Here is a 19,990-nt window from a genome sequence, read left to right on the forward strand (position 1 = left end):
ATGTGCCGACGCTACGGGCGGCGCCTGTTGCGAGGAAGTGCTATTTTCTGAGCGTGCCGTTGCCTTACGGGCAACGGCAGGGCAGGGTGCGGGCGTGAAGCATCTGCGCACCGTCACCTACGTCGCCGAGGTCGCCCGCGCCGGCTCGATCCGGCGCGCCGCGGAGCGCCTGAACCTCACGCCCTCGGCCCTGACCCGGCAGATCCAGGATCTCGAATACGAGCTCGGCACGCCGATCTTCGAGCGCCTGCCGCAGGGGATGCGGCTCAACGCGGCCGGCGAGCTCTTCGCCCGGCACATCCGCGACCAGGCCGCCGATCTCGACCGGGTCCGCTCGCAGATCGCCGACCTGTCGGGCGTGCGCCGGGGGCACGTGGCGCTGGCCTGCAGCCAGGCCTTCGTCACCCAGGTCGTGCCCGAGGAGGTCGAGGCCTACCGCGCCCGGTTTCCCCAGGTCGGGTTCACCGTGCAGGTCCGCGACCACGCCCAGGCGGTGACCGCGCTCGCGGCTTTCGAGGCCGACCTCGCCCTGATCCTGCAGCCGCCGCCCTCGGCGGAGCTGCACCCGCTCTATGCCGGCCACCAGACCCTGTGCGCGCTGATGCGCCGGGGCCACGCGCTGGCGGCGGAGAGCGGGCCGGTGCGGCTGCGCGACTGCCTCGCGCACGCCCTGGCGCTGCCCGACCGCTCGCTGGCCATCCGCCACCACATCGAGCACGCGCTGGCCCGCCGCGGGGTGGAGTTGCGGCCGGTCGTCGAGTCGGGCTCCCTGGAATTCCTGCGCAACCTCGCGCTGCGGGAGGACGTGGTCAGCTTGCAGGTCCCCAGCGGCATCCCGCAGGATCCGCGCCTGCACAGCCGGCCGATCGACACCCGCGACCTCACGCCGATGACGCTGGTCCTGGCGCAGCTGCGCGGGCGCTCCCTCTCGGTGGCCGCCGCAAAGTTCGCCGACCAGCTCGTCGTCCGGCTCAATCGGGAAGGGGCCTGACCGGAGATCCGCTCAGGCCGGCAGGCCGGCTTCGGCCAGCGCCTCGGCGTACCGGTGCGCCAGGGCCGCGACCGGGAAGGGGATCCGCGCCAGGAAGCCCGAGACCGTCAGTTCGGGCTCGATCTCCAAGAGCTCGTCGACCGCCTGCCGGGCGCGCTCCGGCTGGCCGAGCCCGGCATGGGCCACGGCGAGCGCCCGCAGGGCGACGGCGAAGCGCCGGTTCTGCGCCAGCGCGCGCTCGGCCCACCGGACCGCCTCGGGGTAGTCGGCCTCGCTCACGGCCGCTACCGCCATCACCCCCGCCATCAGCCAGCCGCGCGGGTCCCGCGGGTTGAGCTGCAGCGCCCGCTCGACCATGGCGCGCCCCGCCTCGGCGCGCCCGCACATCGTCTCGATCCAGCCCGCGAGGGTGAGCGCCAGGGCGGAGTTCGGGTTGAGGAGCAGCGCGCGGCCGAACAGGTCGCGCGCCCGGTCCCGCCCGGTCTCCGACATGTTCCAGACCGCGAAGGCCGCCATGAACAGCACCTGCGCGTCCCCCGGCGCGCGCTCGACCGCAGCCCAGGCCAGCCGCACGGCCGCCGCGCGCTCCGCCTCGCTTTGCGCGATCCAGCCCTGGAAATGGCACTGCGCCCGGCAATAGGCCGCCGCGGCCATCGCCGGGGCGTAGCCCGGATCGAGCGCCAGGGCCTCGTCCAGATGGCCGAGGGCCGCCGCCATGCCGGCGGCGGTGAAGTCGGCGAGCCGGGCATTGGCCCGGAGCAGCCGGTCGTAGGCGTCCGGATGGGCCGGCGCGTCGCGGCCGAGCCGGCCGATCTCCGCCAGCTGGAGGGTGGGCTCGATCGCGGCGGCGGCGCGCGCGGCGACCCGCTCCTGCAGGGCGAAGACGTCGTCGAGCCCGCCGTCGAAGCTGTCGGCCCAGAGATGGGCGCCGGTCCCGGCATCGATCAGCTGGCCGGTGATCCGCAGGCGCGAGCCGCCGCGGCGCACGCTGCCCGCGACCACGTAGCCGACGCCGAGTTCCCGCCCGACCCGGCGCACGTCGATCGCCGCGCCCCGGTAGGTGAAGGTCGAGCTGCGCGCGATCACGAACAGGCCGCTGACGCGGGACAGGGCCGTGATGATCTCCTCGGTCATCCCGTCGGCGAAGTAATCCTGCTCCGGATCCGCGCTCAGGTTGGTGAAGGGCAGGACCGCCACGGCGGGCAGGCGCGGCCCGGTGCGCCACGCGGGCCCCGGCCCGGGCGCGTCTGCCGAAGCAGCCCCGGGTCCGGGCCCCGGTGAGGGCTCAGCCGCGGCCGCGCGCACGCCCTCTTGCCCACTCTCTTGAACGGCGCCGACGAAGCGCACGCCCTTGCGCGGCAGCGTCCGGATCCAGCGCTGGTCGGCACCGGTGTCCCCGATCGCCGACCGGGCGGCGTTGATCCGGCTGCCGAGGGTCGCCTCGGAGACGATGCGCCCGTTCCAGACCGCGTCCAGCAGGTCGTCGCGGCTGACCACCCGGTCGCGCCGCTCGATGAGCACGCGCAGGAGGTCGAAGACCTGCGGCTCGACGGCGATCTCCGCGCCGTCCCGGCTGAGCTCGCGCCGGCCGGTGTCGAGGGTGAAGGATCCGAACCGGTAGATCACGGGGCGTTCCTGGGCGGGGCCACGTCCTCGTTCCGCGCCCTGTTCGCCGGACCGGCCTCCGCAGCGGCGGAAGGCGCTCTAGCACGGGCCCGGGCAGGCATAAATCATGAGCCTCTGAAGGTGTCCTCAACACCCTCTCAAAGCGCCGTGCCGGGCATCGGGATAGGTCTTGGTTCATCGAAGACTTTTCGGAGGAGCCGTCCATGGCCCGCGAGACCGGTCCCGACACCGCCGGCTGGAGCCGCCGCCGCCTCCTGGCGAGCGCGCTGGGGAGCGCGGCCTCCAGCGCCGCCCTCGCCGCGGGGCGACGGGCTGGCTCGCTTCCTGCCCCTGCCCGTAGATCTCCCGGGCGAGGCGCCCGACCAGATCCGCGTGGGCCAGATCGCCCGGGCTCGCCCCGGGCAGCCCGAGGGCGGAGGCCTCAGGCGTAGTCATGGTAGTTGCCCAGCAGCACGTTATCCAGGCGGGCGATCGCGTCCTCGACCAGGCCGCCCTCGCCGAGCTCGGTCTCGGCGGCGCCGCGCGGGCGCAGGGCGCCGCGGCCTCCGGCGCCCCGATCCCCCACGCCATGCCGGGCGTCCTGAAGCAGGTCGACGCCGGCGTGCTCAACGTCGGCTACGTCGAGGCCGGTCCCGCCGACGGGCCGGCGGTCATCCTGCTCCACGGCTGGCCCTACGACATTCACGCCTTCGCGGAGGTCGTGCCGATCCTCGTCGCGGCCGGGTACCGGGTGATCGTGCCGTACCTGCGCGGCTACGGCAGCACCCGCTTCCTGGCCCCGGACGCGGTTCGGAACGGCGAGCAGGCCGCGCTCGCGGTGGACGTCATCGCCCTGATGGACGCCCTCAAGCTCCCCCAGGCCGTCCTGGGCGGCTTCGACTGGGGTGCGCGGACGGCCGACATCGTCGCGGCGCTGTGGCCGGAGCGGTGCCGGGCGCTGGTGGCGGTCAGCGGTTACCTGATCGGCAACCAGGAGTCCGGCAAGAAGCCGCTCCCGCCGCGGGCCGAGCTGTCCTGGTGGTACCAGTTCTACTTCGCCACCAGCCGGGGGCGGGCCGGCTACGAGGCCCACCGCGCCGACTTCGCCAAGCTGATCTGGCAGACCGCCTCGCCGCGCTGGCGCTTCGACGACGCCACCTTCGCGCGGAGCGCGGCGGCCCTCGACAACCCGGACCACGTCAGCATCGTTATCCACAATTACCGCTGGCGGATGGACCTCGCCGAGGGCGAGCGCCAGTACGACGCGCTGGAGCGCCGCCTCGCGCAGGCGCCCACGATCGGCGTGCCGACCATCACCCTGGAAGGCGACGCGAACGGCGCGCCCCATCCGGAGCCCGGAAGCTACGCGGCCAAGTTCACCGGGCGCTACGCGCACCGGCTGATCACCGGCGGGATCGGCCACAACCTCCCCCAGGAGGCCCCGCGGGCCTTCGCGCAGGCCGTGATCGACGCGGCCGCGGCCTGACCGCGCCGGCGCGACCGGATCAATCCCGGAAACAGGACCAGCCCGAGACGATGACGGAGGTTGCCATGCGGTTCCTGCCTGTCGTGCTGCCGGCCCTGCTCTGTGCGGGCCTGATCCCGGGCGGCTTCGCGGTGCGCGCCGGGGATGTGGGGACTGCCCCGGCGGCCTCGCCGATCTACGGCGTCACCGTCCCGGATGGGTATCGCGACTGGCCGCTCGCCGGCGTCGCGCAGGAGACCGGGGCCCTCGACGAGCTGCGCGCGGTGGTCGGCAACGCGCGGGCGCTGGACGCCTACCGGTCCGGCACCCTGCCGTTCCCGGACGGGACGGTGCTGGTGAAGCGCGCCTGGACGCGGGTGCCGTCGGCGGAATTCGCCCCGGCCTTCGTGCCCGGCGGCGCCACGACGATCCAGGTCATGGTGAAGGATTCGCGGCGCTACGCGGCGACAGGGGGCTGGGGGTTCGGCCGTTTCGTCGACGGTGCGCCCGCGGACGCGGCCCAGCACGAGACCTGCTTCGCCTGCCACAGCGCCAATGTCCGGGACCACGACTTCGTCTTCACGCGGCTCGCACCCTGACGCGGGCCGCCGCCCGGACGGCCGTGCCGGCGCCCCTGTCAGCGCGCCGCTTCCCTCAACTTCCGCTCGATGTCTCGCCTTGCGTCTCCCGCCAGCGGGCGCCTAAACATTTGCCGACTAAAGCTTGGCCCGGACCGGGCGGGGACATGACGGCGCCGGCCCGAGGCACGGCCCCGCGGGGAGGACATCGCGTGACGATCGCCCGACACGGCGCAGCCCTGGCGCTGCTCTGCGGCTTCGGTTTCCTGTCGCCCCTCAGGGCCGACGAGTGCCCCAACCGCGGCCAGCTCGACGACGCCTACTGCGACGCCAACAAGGATCTCGTCGCCGACGTCCCGGCCAAGACCCGCGACCCGAGCGTCATCGTCTTCGCCTACACGCCGGTGGAGGATCCCGCCGTCTACGAGAATTCGTTCAAGCCGTTCACGACCTACCTGAGCCAGTGCACGGGCAAGCGCGTCGTCTACTACCCGGTCCAGTCGAACTCGGCCGAGATCGAGGCGATGCGCTCCGGCCGGCTCACGGTTGCGGGCTTCTCGACCGGCCCGCTCGGCTTCGCCGTCAACATGGCGGGCGCGGTGCCGTTCGCCGCCAAGGGCACCGAGAAGGGGCCTGAGGGCTACAACCTCATCGTCGTGGTGAAGGCGAGCAGCCCGTACAAGACGCTGGCCGACCTGAAGGGCAAGCGCGTGGCCCACACGGCGCCGTCCTCGAATTCCGGCAATCTCGCCCCGAAGGCCCTCTTCCCCGAGCAGGGGCTGAAGCCCGGCGAGGACTACAAGCTCATCTACTCGGGCGGCCACGACAAGTCGGCGCTGGGCGTCGGCACCGGCGACTACGACGCCGCCCCGGTGGCCTCGGACGTGTTCTACCGGATGGTCGCCCGCGGCACGATCAAGGGCGACGATTACCGGGTGATCTACACGAGCGAGAAGTTCCCGACCTCCGGCTTCGCCTACGCGCACGATCTCAAGCCGGAACTCGCCGAGAAGCTGAAGCAGTGCTTCTACGATTTCCGCTTCCCGCCCGACATGGTCAAGGATTTCGAGGGCGACGACCGGTTCGCGCCGATCACCTACCTCAAGGACTGGGCGATCGTCCGCAAGGTCGCGGAGGAATCGGGCACGCCGTACAACAAGGCCGCCTACGAGCGCGAGGCCGCCCGCGAGGCCGAGGCGGCCCGCAAGAAGGCCGCGGGCGCGCCCAAGCCGTGACGCAAGCCGTGACGCAAGCCGTGACGCAAGCCGTGACGGCGGGGAGCGCGGCGCGCGCGGTCGCGGCCGGACCCGACGGCGATCCCCGCGCGGAGGATCCCCGCGCGCTGGTGATCCGCGGGCTGACCAAGGCGTACCGGCCCGGCCAGCCGGTCCTGAAGGGCATCGACCTCGTGGTGCCCGGCACCGGGCTCACGGCGATCATCGGGCCGTCCGGCACCGGCAAGAGCACCCTGATCCGCTGCATCAACCGGCTGGTCCAGCCGACCTCGGGGGAGATCCTGTTCCGGGGCGAGGACCTCGCCCGGCTCTCCGGCCCCGCCCTGCGCCGGGCGCGCCGCCGGATCGGGATGGTGTTCCAGGAGTACAACCTGGTCGAGCGCCTCTCGGTGATGGAGAACCTGCTCTGCGGCCGCCTCGGCTACGTGCCGGCCTGGCGCGCGTGGCTGCGGCGCTTCCCCGAGGCGGACATCGCCCGCGCCTTCGACCTCCTCGACGCGGTCGGCCTGTCGGGCTTCGCCACCCGCCGGGCCGACGCCCTGTCGGGCGGGCAGCGCCAGCGCGTCGGCATCGCCCGGGCGATTATGCAGGAGCCCGAGATCGTGCTCGCCGACGAGCCGACCTCGTCCCTCGATCCGAAGAGCTCCGTGGAGATCATGGAGATCCTGTCCCGGCTCGCGGCCGAGCGCGGCGTGCCGGTGGTGGTCAACATCCACAACGTGGCGCTCGCCCAGCGCTTCGCCGCGCGGATCGTCGGCATGTCGGGCGGGCACGTGGTCTATGACGGGCCGCCGGACCGGCTGAGCGAGGCCGACCTGCGCGGCATCTACGGCGGCGAGAACTGGCTCGAATGAGCGCGCCCGCCCGCCCGGCCTCCCCCGACGCTTCCCCCGGCCGCGTCGCGTTCCGGCCCAACTGGACCGCGCGCGCCGGCTGGGCGCTCCTCGCCCTCTACGCGGTCTACGCGGCGACCCAGCTCGGCTTCTCGCCCGAGCGCTTCGCCGGCGGCCTCGCCCACGGGCAGCAGTTCCTGGCCCGGATGTTCCCGCCGAACTTCTCCCGCTGGGAGCTGATCCAGTCGGGGATCCTCGAGAGCCTGCAGATCGCCGTGATCGCCACGGTGGTCGGCATCGCGGTCGCCCTGCCGATCGGCTTCCTGGCGGCCCGCAACCTGATGCCGCCCTGGGTGACGTGGCCGACCCGCATCCTGATCGCGCTCTGCCGGTCGTTCCACCCGATCATCGTGGCGATCCTGTTCGTGAAGGCGATCGGCTTCGGGGCGCTCGCCGGCGTCATGGCGCTGATCGTCGCCTCGGTGGGCTTCATCGCCAAGCTGTTCGCCGAGGCGATCGAGGAGATCTCGCTGAAGCAGGTCGAGGCGGTGCGCGCGACCGGCGCCGGCTTCCTGTCGACGCTGATCATGGGCGTGCAGCCGCAGGTGCTGCCGCGCTTCATCGGGTTCGCCACCTACCAGCTCGATTCCAACCTGCGGAACTCGACCATGGTGGGCATCGTCGGCGGCGGCGGCATCGGAGCGACGCTGTTCACCGCCTACCAGCGCTTCGACTTCGACGTGGTGCTGGCGATCCTGATCGTCATCGTCGCCCTGATCATGGTGGCCGAGATCGTCTCCGGCTGGGCCCGCAAGGTGTTCCAGTGAGCGTCGCCCTCGCGCCCGCGTCCGCCGGCCCGCGCCGCTGGCAGCGCTTTCCCCTGTGGAAGCGGCTGGCGCGGCTCGCCTTCACGCTCTGCGCGGTGGCGGCCTTCGTGGCGAGCCTGCGCACGATCGAGGTGATCCCGGAATTCCTCTACGACGCCCCCGACCAGCTCGCCGACCTGTTCGGCCGGATGTGGCCGATGGATGCCGGCTATGTCGGGCCGACCCTGCGGGCGCTGGTGGAGACGCTCCACATCGCGACGCTCGGCACCCTGATCGCCATCGCGATCGCGGTGCCGATCGGGCTGATGGCGGCCCGCAACGTCACGCCCAACCGCGCGCTGAACCTCTTCGCCAAGTTCGTGTTCGTGACCTCGCGCTCGGTGAACTCCCTGGTCTGGGCGCTGCTGTTCGTGGCGGTGTTCGGCCCGGGGCCGCTGGCCGGGACCCTGGCGATCGCGCTCCGCTCCGTCGGCTTCACCGGAAAGCTGTTCGCCGAGGCGCTGGAGGAGGCCAATCGCGGCTCGATCGAGGCCCTGCAGGCCGCGGGTGCCGGCCGGATGTCGACTTTGCTGCTCGGCTACTGGCCGCAGGTGAAGCCGGCCTTCTGGTCGATCGCGCTGTTCCGCTGGGACATCAACATCCGCGAATCCGCCGTGCTCGGGCTGGTCGGCGCGGGCGGCATCGGCGTCGCGCTCGATACCGCCCTGAACCTGCTCTACTGGGACCAGGTCGCCGTGGTGCTCGCCGCGATCTTCGGCGTCGTCATCCTGGCCGAGATCGTCGTGACGGCGCTCCGCGCCCGGACGCTCTGAGACGAGCCCCAGTCAGCGCCCCAGCGACATGCCGAGCGGCGGCTCGACCTCCGGCGGCAGCGGCGAGACGTAGCCCGCCGCGCCGACCCGGCGGGCGAGATCCGCCTTGGCGGCGTCGCGCAGGGCGGCGTCGGTCACCGCCCGGGCGCCGGTGGCGGCCATGGCCTTGGCGACCTGCACCATCGCCTTGTGGGCCGCCGGGGTCTTGCCCTGCGCCACCACCTGCCAGGTGTGGAACGGCGTGCCGATCGCCACCGTGGGCGCGTGGGCCTGGACGGTCGGCACCACCCAGCTGACGTCGCCGACATCGGTGGAGCCCACCGCCGGGTTGCGCGGCGCGTCGAGGGGCACGAGGAAATCGGCGAGCGGTGCCTCGGTGCGCGGCAGCCCGATGGCGCGAAACACGGCATCGATGTCGCCGTCGGTGAGCGTCGCGCGGATCTTCCCGGCGAAATCCCGGTCGGAATCGTCGAAATGCGGCGGCCCGAGCTCCTCCATCACGCCGTGCAGCGCCCGCTCCAGCGGATCGTTGCCCAGCAGGTTCGACACCGCGCTGACGATCCGCACCTCGACCTTCGTCTCGGTCATCAGGGCGGCGCCCTCCGCGATCTTCTTCACCCGCTCGACCAGCGCCAACATGCCCGGGAGGTCGCGGGCCCGGATCGAGTAGCGCACCGTCGCGCCGGCCTGGACGACGTTCGGGGCGATGCCGCCGGCGTCGAGATAGGCGTAGTGGACCCGCGCGTCCGACGGCATGTGCTCGCGCATGTAGTTCACGCCGACGCTCATCAGCTCGACGGCGTCCAGCGCCGAGCGCCCGAGATGCGGGGCGGCCGCCGCGTGGGCGGTGCGCCCGGTGAAGACGAAGTCGGCCCGGGTGTTGGCGAGCGCCACCGGCGGCGCCACCTCCCAGAAGCTGCCGGGATGCCAGGAGATCGCGATGTCGGCATCCGCGAAGGCGCCGGCGCGGACCATGAAGGCCTTGGCGGCGCCGCCCTCCTCGGCGGGGCAGCCGTAGTAGCGCACGCGGCCGGGCGTGCCCGTCTCGGCGAGCCAGTCCTTCAGGGCGGTGGCGGCGAGCAGAGCCGCCGAGCCGAGGAGGTTGTGGCCGCAGCCGTGGCCGTGGCCCCCCGCCTCCACCGGCCGGTGCTCGGCGACGCCCGCCTCCTGCGACAGGCCCGGCAGGGCGTCGTACTCGCCGAGGAAGGCGATGACCGGCCCTCCGTCCCCAGCCTCGCCCATCACGGCGGTGGGGATGCCGGCGACCTGCTCGGTGACGCGAAAACCCTGGTGGCGCAGCTCGGCGACGTGCTCGGCGCAGGAGCGGGCTTCCGTGTAGCAGACCTCCGGCATGCCCCAGACCCGGTCGGACAGGGCGATCAGCCGCTCCGTCTGCGCGTCGACGTGGCGCCACACGGCGTTGCGGTTGTCCATCGTGTCGTCTCCGGGCGTTGCGCTGATCGGGGTCCGGGGCACCATAGCGGTTGCCACGCCGTCATCGCGAGCGCAGCGAAGCGACCCAGGGTTGCGCGCCCTCGGGAAGCGTGGCGCCGCTGGACCGCTTCGCTGTGCTCGCAGGGACGGATACGGCGCGAGCCCTTCGTCCGCCCGCTCGTATGCACGGTTGGGGCCACGCGGCTGTGCGAAACGCGCATCCCGCACACGTTCCGATTGAACCGTCACTGGCCCGCCCCTTGCCAAGGCCGCCACCGCAATGTTGCTGTGCCGCGCGTGGCGGTAAACGGGATGCGTACATGGACGAGCGGGATCTGCGCGGCCTCATCGGGCGGGTGAAGGACGGCCGCCTGTCGCGGCGGGCCTTCGTGCAGCGGATGGTGGCTGTCGGCCTCACCGCGCCCATGGCCGGTCTGATGCTGGCCGGCAACGGGGTCGCGATGGCGGCCGATATCCGCTCCGGCTACAAGCCGACCAAGGCCGGAGGCGGCGGCGCGCTCAAGCTGCTCTGGTGGCAGGCGCCGACCCTGATCAACCCGCATTTCGCCATCGGCACCAAGGACCAGGACGCCTCGCGGATCTTCTACGAGCCGCTCGCCGCCTGGGACCCGGACGGCAACCTCGTGCCGGTTCTGGCCGCCGCGATCCCGTCGAAGGAGAACGGCGCGCTCGCCGCCGACGGACGCTCGGTGGTCTGGACGCTCAAGCCCGGCGTGACGTGGCACGACGGCAAGCCGCTCACCGCCGACGACCTCGTCTTCACCTGGGAATACGCTCGCGACCCCGCCACGGCGGCGGTGACGGCCGGCTCCTACAAGGATTGCAAGGTCGAGAAGGTCGATGACCTCAGCGTCCGGGTTCTGTTCGACAAGCCGACGCCCTACTGGTGCGACGCCTTCGTGGGCATCGTCGGGATGGTGCTGCCGAAGCACCTGTTCGGACCCTACAGCGGCGCCAAGTCCCGGGACGCGCCGCAGAACCTCGCCCCCGTGGGCACCGGCCCGTACCGATTCGTGGAGTTCCGGCCCGGCGACATCGTCCGCGGGGAGCGAAACCCCAACTACCACCTGCCCAACCGGCCGTATTTCGACACGATCGAGATGAAGGGCGGCGGCGACGCGGTCTCGGCCGCCCGGGCCGTGCTCCAGACCGGCGAGTACGACTACGCCTGGAACATGCTGATCGAGGACGAGGTGCTCAAGCGCCTGGAGACCGGCGGCAAGGGCCGGGTCGACGTCGTCTACGGCGGCAAGCTCGAGTTCCTGCTCCTCAACGCCACCGACCCGAACGTCGAGGTCGACGGCGAGCGCGCCTCGATCACCACCAAGCACCCCGCCTTCTCTGACCCGAAGGTGTGCCAGGCGATGAACCTGCTGGTCGACCGCAAGTCGATCCAGACCTACATCTACGGCCGCACCGGCAAGCCCACCGCCAACACGGTCAACGGCCCGGAGCGCTTCGTCTCCAAGAACACGAGCTTCACCTTCGACCCGGCCAAGGCCAACGCGCTCCTCGACGAGGCCGGCTGGAAGAAGGGCTCCGACGGCATCCGCGCCAAGGACGGCAAGAAGCTCAAGCTGGTCTTCCAGACCTCGATCAACGCGCCGCGCCAGAAGACGCAGGCGATCATCAAGCAGGCGGCCGCCAAGGCCGGCATCGAGATCGAGCTGAAATCGGTGACCGGCTCGGTGTTCTTCTCCTCCGACCCGGCCAACCCCGACACCTGCACGCATTTCTACGCCGACATGGAGATGTACGCCTACAGCATGACCCAGGCCGATCCGGCGATCTGGCTGCTCATGTACGCCTCCTGGGAGGTGGCCCAGAAGGCCAACAAGTGGCAGGGCCGCAACGTCGTGCGCTGGCGCAACGACGCCTACGACAAGGCTTACAACGCCGCCCAGAGCGAGCTCGACCCGGTCAAGCGCGCGGCGCTGCTGATCACCTGCAACGACCTCGCGGTCTCCGAGAACGTGCTGCCGCTGATCCACCGCGCCGAGGTCTCGGCGGTGGGCGCCACGCTCACGGCGCCCCGCAGCGGCTGGGACAACGACCTGTCGTTCCTGCCCGACTGGTACCGGGAGGCCTGAGCGGGAGCGCCGCGCCATGGGCGCCTACATCCTGCGACGCCTCCTGATCGCGATCCCGAGCCTGCTCGGCATCAGCCTGATCCTGTTCACCGTCCTGGCGCTCGCGCCGGGCGACCCGTTCGGCGAACTCGCCAGCAATCCGAACGTGCCCCCGGAGGTGCGCGCGGCTTTGCGCGTCAAGTTCGGCCTCGATGACCCGATCCTCACCCGCTACCTGCACTGGCTCACCGCCATGCTGCAGGGGGACTGGGGCTTCTCGTTCGCGAGCCGGGTGAATGTCGACACGCTGATCCTGCAGCGGCTGCCGACGACCCTGTTCATCGTTGGCTCCTCCCAGGTGCTGGCGCTGCTGATCGCCGTGCCGGTGGGCCTCACCGCGGCGCGCCGGCCCTACTCGCTCGCCGACCAGGTCGCCAACACGCTGGCCTTCGTGGGCTTCTCGCTGCCGACCTTCTTCACCGGCCTGCTGTTCATCCTGCTGTTCTCGATCAAGCTCGGCTGGCTGCCCTTCGTCTACCAGGCCGACCTGCCGGGCTCCGGCCTGCCCTGGGTCTGGGCGAATGTCCGGCAGGCGATCATGCCGGTGGCGGTGCTGGGCTTCTTCCAGGCCGCCTCCTACACGCGCTACGTTCGCGCCTCGGCGCTGGACGTCGCCCGCCTCGACTACGTCACCACGGCCCGGGCCAAGGGCCTGACCGAGGGCACGGTGACCCGCCGGCACATCGCCCGCAACGCGCTGATCCCGGTGGTGACGCTCGTCGCCCTGCAGATCCCGGCGGTGTTCGGCGGCGCCATCGTCACCGAGCAGATCTTCCGGATCCCCGGCATCGGCTCGCTGCTGATCGACGCCATGCTGGCCAACGACACGCCGGTGGTGATGGCGGTGACCTTCGTGTTCGCCGGCCTCGTCATCCTGTTCAACCTCGTCGCGGACCTGCTCTATGGCTGGCTCGACCCTCGCATCGCCCTCCGATGAGGCGGTGCCCGTCGCCCGCGCGCCGGCCTCGCCGGGGCGGGAGACGTGGCGGCGCTTCCGGCGGCACCGGCTGGCGCTCGCCAGCGTCGGCGTGCTGGCGCTCCTCGTCGCCGGCGTGGTGTTCGGCGGCCTGCTCTGGCCGGTCGCCATCGACGACATCGACTTCGCGGCCCAGCTCCAGGGCCCGTCCTGGGACCACCCGTTCGGCACCGACGATCTCGGTCAGGACCTGCTCGCCCGGATGATCTACGGCGGCCGGATCTCGCTCGCGGTCGGCTTCGCCGCCATGGCGGTGGCGAGCCTGATCGGCGTGCTGGTCGGCGCGCTCGCCGGCATGTCGCGCCGGTTCCTCGACCCGGTGCTGATGTGGCTGACCGACCTGTTCCTGTCGCTGCCGCAGCTGCCGCTGCTGCTCCTCGTGATCTACCTGTTCCGCGACAGCCTGAAGGCCGTGTTCGGCAGCCAGGGCGGCGTGTTCCTGATGATCGTCGCGGTGATCGGCGGCCTGCGCTGGATGCCGGTCGCCCGGCTGGTGCGGGCGCAGTTCCTGTCCTTGCGCGAGAAGGAGTTCGTGGAGGCGGCCCGCTCGCAGGGCGCGACGACCGGGCACCTCGTGCGCCGCCACATCCTGCCGAACGCGCTGGGTCCGGTGATCGTGGCGGCCTCCATCGAGGTCTCGTCCGCGATCATCGCGGAATCGACCCTGTCCTTCCTGGGGCTCGGCTTCCCGCCCGACATCCCGACCTGGGGGCGGCTCCTGTTCGACGCCAAGGACCACCTCGACGTCGCGCCGCACTGGGCGCTGTTCCCGGGGGGGGCGATCTTCCTGACGGTGCTGTCGATCAACTTTATCGGCGACGGCCTGCGCGACGCCCTCGATCCGCGGCGGGTTCTGTAGGAGGCCTGTCCGCCATGGGATCTCCCATTCAAGCCCCTCATCCTGAGGTGCGGCGCAGCCGCCTCGAAGGAGGGCTCCAGGGATCGCGCGGCCGGCTGGAGGGCTCCTTCGAGGCCTCCGCTGCGCTCCGGCACCTCAGGATGAGGGCGCTGCCGGGAGGACCCTCCCGGGGCCAAACCAGGATGGATCAGGAGTGAAGCCCGTGACCGACCCGATCCTCTCGGTCTCCGACCTCACCGTGTCCTTCCGCTCGGACGGGCGCTGGCGCGAGGTCGTGCACGGCGTCTCGTTCGACGTGGGCCCGCGCGAGACCGTGGCGCTCGTCGGCGAATCCGGCTCCGGCAAGAGCGTCAGCGCCCTGTCGATCCTGCGCCTCCTGCCGCGGGACGCGAGCCGCATCGGCGGCCGCGTGCGCTTCGAAGGCCGCGAGCTCCTGGCCGCCCCCGAGGCCGAGATGCGCCGGGTGCGCGGCGATTCCATCGCCATGATCTTTCAGGAGCCGATGACCTCCCTGAACCCGGTCCTGACCATCGGCTTCCAGATCGCCGAGGCGCTGATCCGGCACCGGGGCCTGTCGCGGTCCGCCGCCGAGGCGGAGGCGCTCCGGCTCCTCGACAAGGTCCGGATCCCGGCCGCCCGGTCGCGCCTGCACGAGTACCCGCACCGCTTCTCCGGCGGCATGCGCCAGCGGGTGATGATCGCCATGGCGCTCGCCTGCCGGCCGAAGCTCCTCATCGCCGACGAGCCGACCACGGCGCTCGACGTCACGATCCAGGCCCAGATCCTCGACCTCATCAAGAGCCTGCAGGACGAGGAGGGCATGTCGGTCCTGTTCATCACCCACGACATGGGCGTGGTCGCCGAGATCGCCGACCGCACCGTGGTGATGTACCGGGGCCGCGCCGTGGAGGCCGGCCCGACCGCGCGGATCTTCGACGCGCCCGCAGAGCCCTACACGCGGGCGCTGCTGGCCGCGGTCCCGCGCCTCGGCACCATGGCGGGCCGCCCGCGCCCGATGCGCTTCCCGGTGGTCGACCGGGCCACCGGCCTGGCGGCGCCGACGCCCGAGACCCCCGACACCGTCCGGGGCGCCGAGCGCCCGGTGCTGGAGGTGCGCGACCTGACCACCCGGTTCGACATCCGCTCCGGGCTCCTCGGCCGCGTGACCGGCCGCGTCCACGCGGTGGAGCGGGTCTCGTTCAGCCTCGCGGCCGGCGAGACCCTGGCGCTCGTCGGCGAATCCGGCTGCGGCAAGTCCACCACCGGCCGCGCGATCCTGCGCCTCGTCGAGCCGCTGTCGGGCTCGGTCCTGCTCGACGGCGAGGACGTCACCGGCCTCGACCCGAAGACCCTGCGCGCCCGCCGCCAGCGCATGCAGATGATCTTCCAGGACCCGTTCGCCAGCCTCGACCCGCGCCTGAGCGTCGGCGCGGCGGTGGCGGAGCCGCTGCTGATCAACCGCCTCGCGACGCCCCGCGAGGCGCGGCGGCGGGCCGAGGACCTGCTGGCGCGGGTCGGGCTCCCCCCGGAGACCGCCGGGCGCTTCCCGCACGAGTTCTCCGGCGGCCAGCGCCAGCGCATCTGCATCGCCCGGGCGCTCGCCCTGAACCCCCGCCTGATCGTCGCCGACGAGGCGGTCTCGGCGCTGGACGTCTCGGTGAAGGCGCAGGTCGTGAACCTGATGCTCGACCTCCAGGCGGAGTTCGGCCTCGCCTACCTGTTCATCTCGCACGACATGGCGGTGGTGGAGCGGGTGAGCCACCGGGTGGCGGTGATGTATCTCGGCGAGATCGTGGAGATCGGCCCCCGGGCCGCGATCTTCGGCGACCCGCAGCACCCCTACACCAAGAAGCTCTTGGCCGCCGTGCCGGTCCCGGACCCGGCCCGCCGGGGCGAGCGGCACGCCCTGCCGGACGACGAGATCCGCAGCCCGATCCGGGCCCCCGACTACGTGGCGCCGGAGCGGCTCTACCGGGAGGTCGCGCCCGGCCACGTCGTGCAGGATTGGGGCGCCGACTGGGACGCAAGCACGCTCCGAGGCGCGGCCGCCTGAGCCCTTCTTCGGGCGTCGCGCGGCAACGGGACGGATCGCAGCGTAAAGCTTGCGGCGCTGCTCGATATACGAGCAGTCTTGCTCAGAAAGCGATCAGTACCGGTAAGAAATCATTGATTATTTCCACATTAATGTGGGCGCTACACACGCGGTGTGTTGCCGCGATGAAGCGGTCGAGAGGCTTCCTTGCGCGCGAGCGATTTCAGGTCCTTCCACGAGGCGTCGAAGCGCAGCGGCGTGATCCTGTCGTTCGGCGGAGACCTGTCGGAGAACATCCTGTTCTCGCTCGGGGAAGTGCTGAAGCTGCGCATGCGGCACGAGGAGACCGACGCCGCGGTCGCCAAGCGCGTCTTCTCGATCTTCGTCGAGCAGGCCCAGAACGTCATCCGCTACTCCGCCGACAAGGTCGCGCCCGCGGAGCCGCCGGGCCCCGCCCGGGTCAGCGCCGGGATGATCGCGGTCGGCACCGAGGAGGGCCGGTTCTTCGTGGTCTGCGGCAACGAGGTCGGCAAGACCGAGGTCCCGCGCCTGCGCGAGCGGCTCGACGAGATCTCCGGCCTGTCGAACGACGAACTCAAGAAGGTCTACCGCGAGAAGCTGCGCCAGCCGCCGGACGAGGGCAGCCTCGGCGGGAGCATCGGACTGATCGAGATCGCCCGCCGGTCGAGCGCCCCTGTCGAGTACGACTTCCAGGATCTGGGCGCGGAGCGCAGCCTGTTCTGCCTCAAGGCCTTCATCTGAGGACCGCACGGACATGGACCGCATCACGCTGACCCGGACCGAGCGATCGCCCGAGGTCGATTTCGACTTCGCGTCGGGGCGCCTCGTCCTGCGCGGCGAATCCTACCCGGAGGACGCCGCCGCGTTCTTCGGCCCGCTGCTGCAGGCCCTGCGCGGCCACCTCGCGGCGACCGAGGCGAGCCCGATCACCTTCGACGTCGAGCTCGCCTACTTCAACTCGTCGAGCGCCAAGGCGCTGATGAACCTGTTCATGCCCCTGGAGGACGCTGCCGCCGAGGGTCGCCCGGTGACGATCCGCTGGATGTTCGGCGCCGACGACGACGTGATCCAGGAGGCCGGCGAGGATTTCGCGGCCGATTTCGCGCATGCCCGGTTCGAGATGATCGCGAGCGTCCCCGCGTGAGCGCGCATCGGGCGCCGGCCCACGATCTCCTGTCCGAGCCGGCGGACGCCTTCAGCCTGTTCGACACCGAGGAGGCCGTCCTCGGCCGCTCCGAGGTGATGCTGGCCCGCCTCGCCGAGGTCGGCGACGGGGTGCGGGAGCTCGCCGGCGCCTATCGGCGCAGCTACCACGAGCAGCGCCGGCTGGTGCGGCTGAGCGACCGGATGCAGCTCGACCTGCACCGCGCCAACCAGCGGCTCGCCGAGCAGCAGCGCGCCCTGCGGCACCTCAACGACGCCCTCTCGGCGGAGATCGAGCACCGGGCGCGCCTCGAGGCCGAGCTCCGCCGCCTCGCCGACACCGACCACCTCACCGACGCCCTGTCGCGCCGCCGCTTCCTGCAGATCTGCGAGGAGGTCTGGGCCCGGACCCAGTCGGGCGACACGCCCTCCAGCGTGCTGATGCTCGACCTCGACCGCTTCAAGCTGATCAACGACCGCTACGGCCACAGCGCGGGCGACACGGTCCTCAAGGCCTTCGTCGAGACCTGCCGCGACAGCCTGCGCGCGGTCGACGTGATCGGCCGCATGGGCGGCGAGGAATTCGCCATCCTCGTCACCGGCACCGTGCAGGCCGAGGCGCAGGCCATCGCCGAGCAGCTCCGCGTGGCGGTGGCGCAGCGGCCGGTGCGCCTGGAGCACGGGCCGCTGCCGATCTCGGTGAGCATCGGCCTCGCGGCATTCGGCCCGAGCGAGTCGATGTCGGCCACGCTCCGGCGGGCCGACGCGGCGCTATACGCCGCCAAGCATGCCGGCCGCGACTGCGTGCGCTGCGCGGCCGAGCCGGGCGCGTCCCTGGCCTGAGGCGCCGCCGCCCGGCTCAGGCGCGGAACCGCTGTGACACGGAGTGACGTCGCGTGAGCGGACCTGACACGGCCCTGGACAACCCGCGCCCCGCCGGGGGAATCCGCGGCGCGCGACCGCTCAGGACCGGGGACGCCCTGGCGCAGCTCGGCTTCGCCGACATCGATCCCGGCCCGGCCGCCGGCGCCGCCGGGCGCGCGGGCGGGCGGCCTGCGCGGGGCCGGCCCGATCCGCCGGGGCGACCCCCTGTCGAAGCGCGGCTTCGCCGACGTGCTGGCCGCGGGCGCGCCCGCGGACGAGCTGATGAAGCCCGGCGCCCTGCGCGGGGCGGCCCGGGGCCGCGACCTCGACAGCCTGTCCCACACCCTGTTCCTGCGCATCTACCCGGTGATCGGCGCACTCCTGCTGCTGACCCAGCTCGGGATCGCCTGGGTGACCTATACCGACCAGCTGCGCCTGTACGACGACCGGGCGCAGCTCCTCGCCCGCCTCACCGCCGCGGCGATCGCGCGGCCCGGCTGGGCGCACGACCCGGACGCCTATGACGGGCCGCTGAAGGCCCTGGCCGCCGAGCCCGATGTCCGCCACGCCGTCCTGCGCGACGCCGCGGGCCACGTCGTCGGGACGGCGGGCGCGGCGCCTTCCGGGCGGGACTGGACCACCCTCTCGGCCCAGGCCGAGCTGTCGGTGCCCGGCCCCGCCGGCCCGGCGGGCAGCCTGACCGTCACGGTCTCCACGAAGGCCCTGCGGGACAGCGCGGCGTGGCAGGTGATGCTCGCCCTCGGCGCCAGCGTCGGCCTGATGATCGCCTTCGTGATCACCCTGCACGCCACCGTGCGCCGCCACGTCATGGCGCCGCTGATGCGGCTGCTCCTCGCCATGCGGGAGATCGAGCACAAGCGCTGGACGACCGTGGAGCTCGGCGGCGCCTACCGGCCGAGCAACGAGATCGACGTCATCAGTCAGGCCTTCAACCGCATGGTCGAGGGCCTGCGGAGCGGCGACGCCGCCAAGCAGCTCCTCGTCGAGCTGGAGCGCGCCCACGACAGGCTGGAGCGCGCCAACCGCCAAGTGATCGAGAGCATCGGCTACGCGCGGCGCATCCAGGATTCGGTGCTGCCGGACCGGAACGCCCTGGCGGGCGCCGGGGTCGAGGTCGCGGTGCTGTGGGAGCCGCTCCACGTCGTCGGCGGCGACTATTTCTGGCTGGAGGAGATCGACGGCCTCTGCGTCATCGCGGTGGCGGACTGCACCGGCCACGGCGTGCCCGGCGCGTTCCTGACCCTGATCGTCGCGACCGCCCTCGACCGGCTGCTGCACGAGCGCGGCCTGCGCGCGCCGTCCGCGATTCTGGCCGGGCTCGACGCGATGGTCCGCACGCAGCTCCGCCAGGACGGCCGCGGCGCCGAATCGGATGACGGGCTCGATTGCGGTCTCTGCGTCTGGGACCGGACGGCCCGCACCCTGCACTTCGCCGGCGCCGGCCTGTCCCTCACGGTGGTCCGGGACGGCGTGGCCGAGCGCGTCCGCGGCGGCCGCCGGGGCCTCGGCTACCCGCGCACCGCCCGGGCGGTGCAGCCGGAGGACATCTTCGCGGACATCGCCGTGCCGGTGGCGGGCGCCACCTTCTACCTGATGACGGACGGCATCACCGACCAGATGGGCCGCGCGGCGCCGGACCGGGCGCCGCGGCTCCTCGGCCAGCGGGGCGTGGCCGACAGCCTCCTGCGCCACGCCGACCTGCCCCTCGCCGCCCAGGCCGCCGCCCTCGAGGCCGATCTCGACGCCTATCGCGGCGCCGAGGCCCGGCGGGACGACATGACCCTGGTGGCGTTCCGGCTTCCTCCGGACGGAGCGGCGGCCGCCTGAGGCGCCCGGTCATCCCGGCGCCGCGCCGGGGCCGACGACGCCGGCGGCGCATCGATCGATCCAGCATCGACGTCGGGCAGGCGATCCGGCCTGCGCCACTCCTGGGCCCGGGACAGCCGTCGCGGTCGCGCAGCGGGCGCCTCGAAGGAGCCGTCCGGCCGGCCGCGCGGTCCCTGGAGCCCGCCGTCGAGGCCGCTGTGCGGATTCTCAGGATGAGAGGCGTCCCTCTGTCGTGCCGCGCCGGGCGCGAACAGGCGCTTCGAAGCCCCTCTCATTCCGGTTCCGGCCTCGGGCGGCCCGCCTGCGCCGCGGACGCC

General features: G+C 72.4%; 17 protein-coding genes. 15 read left to right on the forward strand and 2 right to left on the reverse strand.

Annotation, left to right across the window (positions count from 1 at the left end; genetic code table 11):
- Positions 1-94: 94 nt before the first annotated feature.
- Complete coding sequence (locus MOTC310_RS28615; RefSeq protein WP_331304217.1) at positions 95-991, forward strand: LysR family transcriptional regulator; 897 nt, start codon at positions 95-97, stop codon at positions 989-991.
- A gap of 12 nt (positions 992-1,003) precedes the next feature.
- On the opposite strand, the gene MOTC310_RS28620 is transcribed toward MOTC310_RS28615, so the two are convergent.
- Positions 1,004-2,617 (reverse strand): winged helix-turn-helix domain-containing protein, encoded by a 1,614-nt coding sequence (locus tag MOTC310_RS28620; RefSeq protein ID WP_331304218.1) that lies wholly within the window; start codon positions 2,615-2,617, stop codon positions 1,004-1,006.
- 433 nt (positions 2,618-3,050) lie between these two features.
- On the opposite strand from MOTC310_RS28620, the gene MOTC310_RS28625 reads away from it, so the two are divergent.
- From MOTC310_RS28625 to phnE (MOTC310_RS28650), 6 genes are all read left to right on the forward strand, one after another.
- Positions 3,051-4,082: an alpha/beta fold hydrolase gene (locus MOTC310_RS28625; protein WP_331304219.1), complete on the forward strand. Its 1,032-nt coding sequence runs from the start codon at positions 3,051-3,053 to the stop codon at positions 4,080-4,082.
- Between the two features lie 65 nt (positions 4,083-4,147).
- Positions 4,148-4,660: a cytochrome P460 family protein gene (locus MOTC310_RS28630; RefSeq protein ID WP_331304220.1), complete on the forward strand. Its 513-nt coding sequence runs from the start codon at positions 4,148-4,150 to the stop codon at positions 4,658-4,660.
- A gap of 191 nt (positions 4,661-4,851) precedes the next feature.
- Positions 4,852-5,874: a phosphate/phosphite/phosphonate ABC transporter substrate-binding protein gene (phnD, locus tag MOTC310_RS28635; protein WP_331291798.1), complete on the forward strand. Its 1,023-nt coding sequence runs from the start codon at positions 4,852-4,854 to the stop codon at positions 5,872-5,874.
- 20 nt (positions 5,875-5,894) lie between these two features.
- Positions 5,895-6,728: a phosphonate ABC transporter ATP-binding protein gene (gene phnC, locus MOTC310_RS28640; RefSeq protein ID WP_331304221.1), complete on the forward strand. Its 834-nt coding sequence runs from the start codon at positions 5,895-5,897 to the stop codon at positions 6,726-6,728.
- Positions 6,725-7,534 carry a phosphonate ABC transporter, permease protein PhnE gene (phnE, locus tag MOTC310_RS28645; protein WP_331304222.1) on the forward strand — a complete coding sequence of 270 codons (810 nt, stop codon included), beginning with the start codon at positions 6,725-6,727 and terminating at the stop codon, positions 7,532-7,534. Before phnC ends, phnE (MOTC310_RS28645) begins: the two co-directional genes overlap by 4 nt.
- Positions 7,531-8,346: a phosphonate ABC transporter, permease protein PhnE gene (gene phnE, locus MOTC310_RS28650; protein ID WP_042671111.1), complete on the forward strand. Its 816-nt coding sequence runs from the start codon at positions 7,531-7,533 to the stop codon at positions 8,344-8,346. The genes phnE (MOTC310_RS28645) and phnE (MOTC310_RS28650) overlap by 4 nt, the downstream gene beginning before the upstream one ends.
- A gap of 12 nt (positions 8,347-8,358) precedes the next feature.
- Here the strand turns inward: phnE (MOTC310_RS28650) and MOTC310_RS28655 are convergent, their stop codons facing one another.
- Complete coding sequence (locus MOTC310_RS28655; protein ID WP_331304223.1) at positions 8,359-9,780, reverse strand: M20 family metallopeptidase; 1,422 nt, start codon at positions 9,778-9,780, stop codon at positions 8,359-8,361.
- 320 nt (positions 9,781-10,100) lie between these two features.
- Here MOTC310_RS28655 and MOTC310_RS28660 point away from each other — a divergent pair, with 320 nt between their 5' ends.
- From MOTC310_RS28660 to MOTC310_RS28695, 8 genes are all read left to right on the forward strand, one after another.
- Positions 10,101-11,891, forward strand: coding sequence for a peptide ABC transporter substrate-binding protein (locus MOTC310_RS28660; protein ID WP_331304224.1), 1,791 nt, complete (start codon positions 10,101-10,103; stop codon positions 11,889-11,891).
- 16 nt (positions 11,892-11,907) lie between these two features.
- Positions 11,908-12,867 carry an ABC transporter permease gene (locus tag MOTC310_RS28665; protein WP_331291792.1) on the forward strand — a complete coding sequence of 320 codons (960 nt, stop codon included), beginning with the start codon at positions 11,908-11,910 and terminating at the stop codon, positions 12,865-12,867.
- Entirely contained in the window at positions 12,833-13,765 is a 933-nt protein-coding gene (locus tag MOTC310_RS28670; RefSeq protein WP_012321500.1) for an ABC transporter permease, read from the forward strand. The genes MOTC310_RS28665 and MOTC310_RS28670 overlap by 35 nt, the downstream gene beginning before the upstream one ends.
- A gap of 202 nt (positions 13,766-13,967) precedes the next feature.
- Positions 13,968-15,818 (forward strand): ABC transporter ATP-binding protein, encoded by a 1,851-nt coding sequence (locus MOTC310_RS28675; RefSeq protein ID WP_331304225.1) that lies wholly within the window; start codon positions 13,968-13,970, stop codon positions 15,816-15,818.
- A gap of 186 nt (positions 15,819-16,004) precedes the next feature.
- The gene (locus MOTC310_RS28680; protein ID WP_331291789.1) at positions 16,005-16,559 is read left to right on the forward strand and encodes a SiaB family protein kinase; all 555 of its coding nucleotides are present in this window, start codon (positions 16,005-16,007) and stop codon (positions 16,557-16,559) included.
- 13 nt (positions 16,560-16,572) lie between these two features.
- Entirely contained in the window at positions 16,573-16,962 is a 390-nt protein-coding gene (locus tag MOTC310_RS28685) for a DUF1987 domain-containing protein (protein ID WP_331291788.1), read from the forward strand.
- A complete protein-coding gene (locus MOTC310_RS28690) occupies positions 16,959-17,804 on the forward strand; it encodes a GGDEF domain-containing protein (RefSeq protein ID WP_331291787.1) in 846 nt (281 codons plus the stop codon). The genes MOTC310_RS28685 and MOTC310_RS28690 overlap by 4 nt, the downstream gene beginning before the upstream one ends.
- A 270-nt stretch (positions 17,805-18,074) precedes the next feature.
- On the forward strand, positions 18,075-19,673 hold the full coding sequence (locus MOTC310_RS28695; protein WP_331304226.1) for a SpoIIE family protein phosphatase: 1,599 nt from the start codon (positions 18,075-18,077) through the stop codon (positions 19,671-19,673).
- Positions 19,674-19,990 lie beyond the last annotated feature (317 nt).

The organism is Methylobacterium oryzae (assembly GCF_036441375.1).
Lineage (GTDB): Bacteria > Pseudomonadota > Alphaproteobacteria > Rhizobiales > Beijerinckiaceae > Methylobacterium > Methylobacterium oryzae_A.

What these genes read in the sequence shown, in the direction of transcription:
- MOTC310_RS28655 (WP_331304223.1), bottom strand. Translation starts at nt 9,780, where the DNA reads ATGGACAACCGCAACGCCGTGTGGCGCCACGTCGACGCGCAGACGGAG.
- MOTC310_RS28630 (WP_331304220.1), top strand. Translation starts at nt 4,148, where the DNA reads ATGCGGTTCCTGCCTGTCGTGCTGCCGGCCCTGCTCTGTGCGGGCCTG.
- MOTC310_RS28685 (WP_331291788.1), top strand. Translation starts at nt 16,573, where the DNA reads ATGGACCGCATCACGCTGACCCGGACCGAGCGATCGCCCGAGGTCGAT.
- MOTC310_RS28670 (WP_012321500.1), top strand. Translation starts at nt 12,833, where the DNA reads ATGGCTGGCTCGACCCTCGCATCGCCCTCCGATGAGGCGGTGCCCGTC.
- phnE (WP_331304222.1), top strand. Translation starts at nt 6,725, where the DNA reads ATGAGCGCGCCCGCCCGCCCGGCCTCCCCCGACGCTTCCCCCGGCCGC.
- MOTC310_RS28625 (WP_331304219.1), top strand. Translation starts at nt 3,051, where the DNA reads ATGGTAGTTGCCCAGCAGCACGTTATCCAGGCGGGCGATCGCGTCCTC.
- MOTC310_RS28665 (WP_331291792.1), top strand. Translation starts at nt 11,908, where the DNA reads ATGGGCGCCTACATCCTGCGACGCCTCCTGATCGCGATCCCGAGCCTG.
- MOTC310_RS28660 (WP_331304224.1), top strand. Translation starts at nt 10,101, where the DNA reads ATGGACGAGCGGGATCTGCGCGGCCTCATCGGGCGGGTGAAGGACGGC.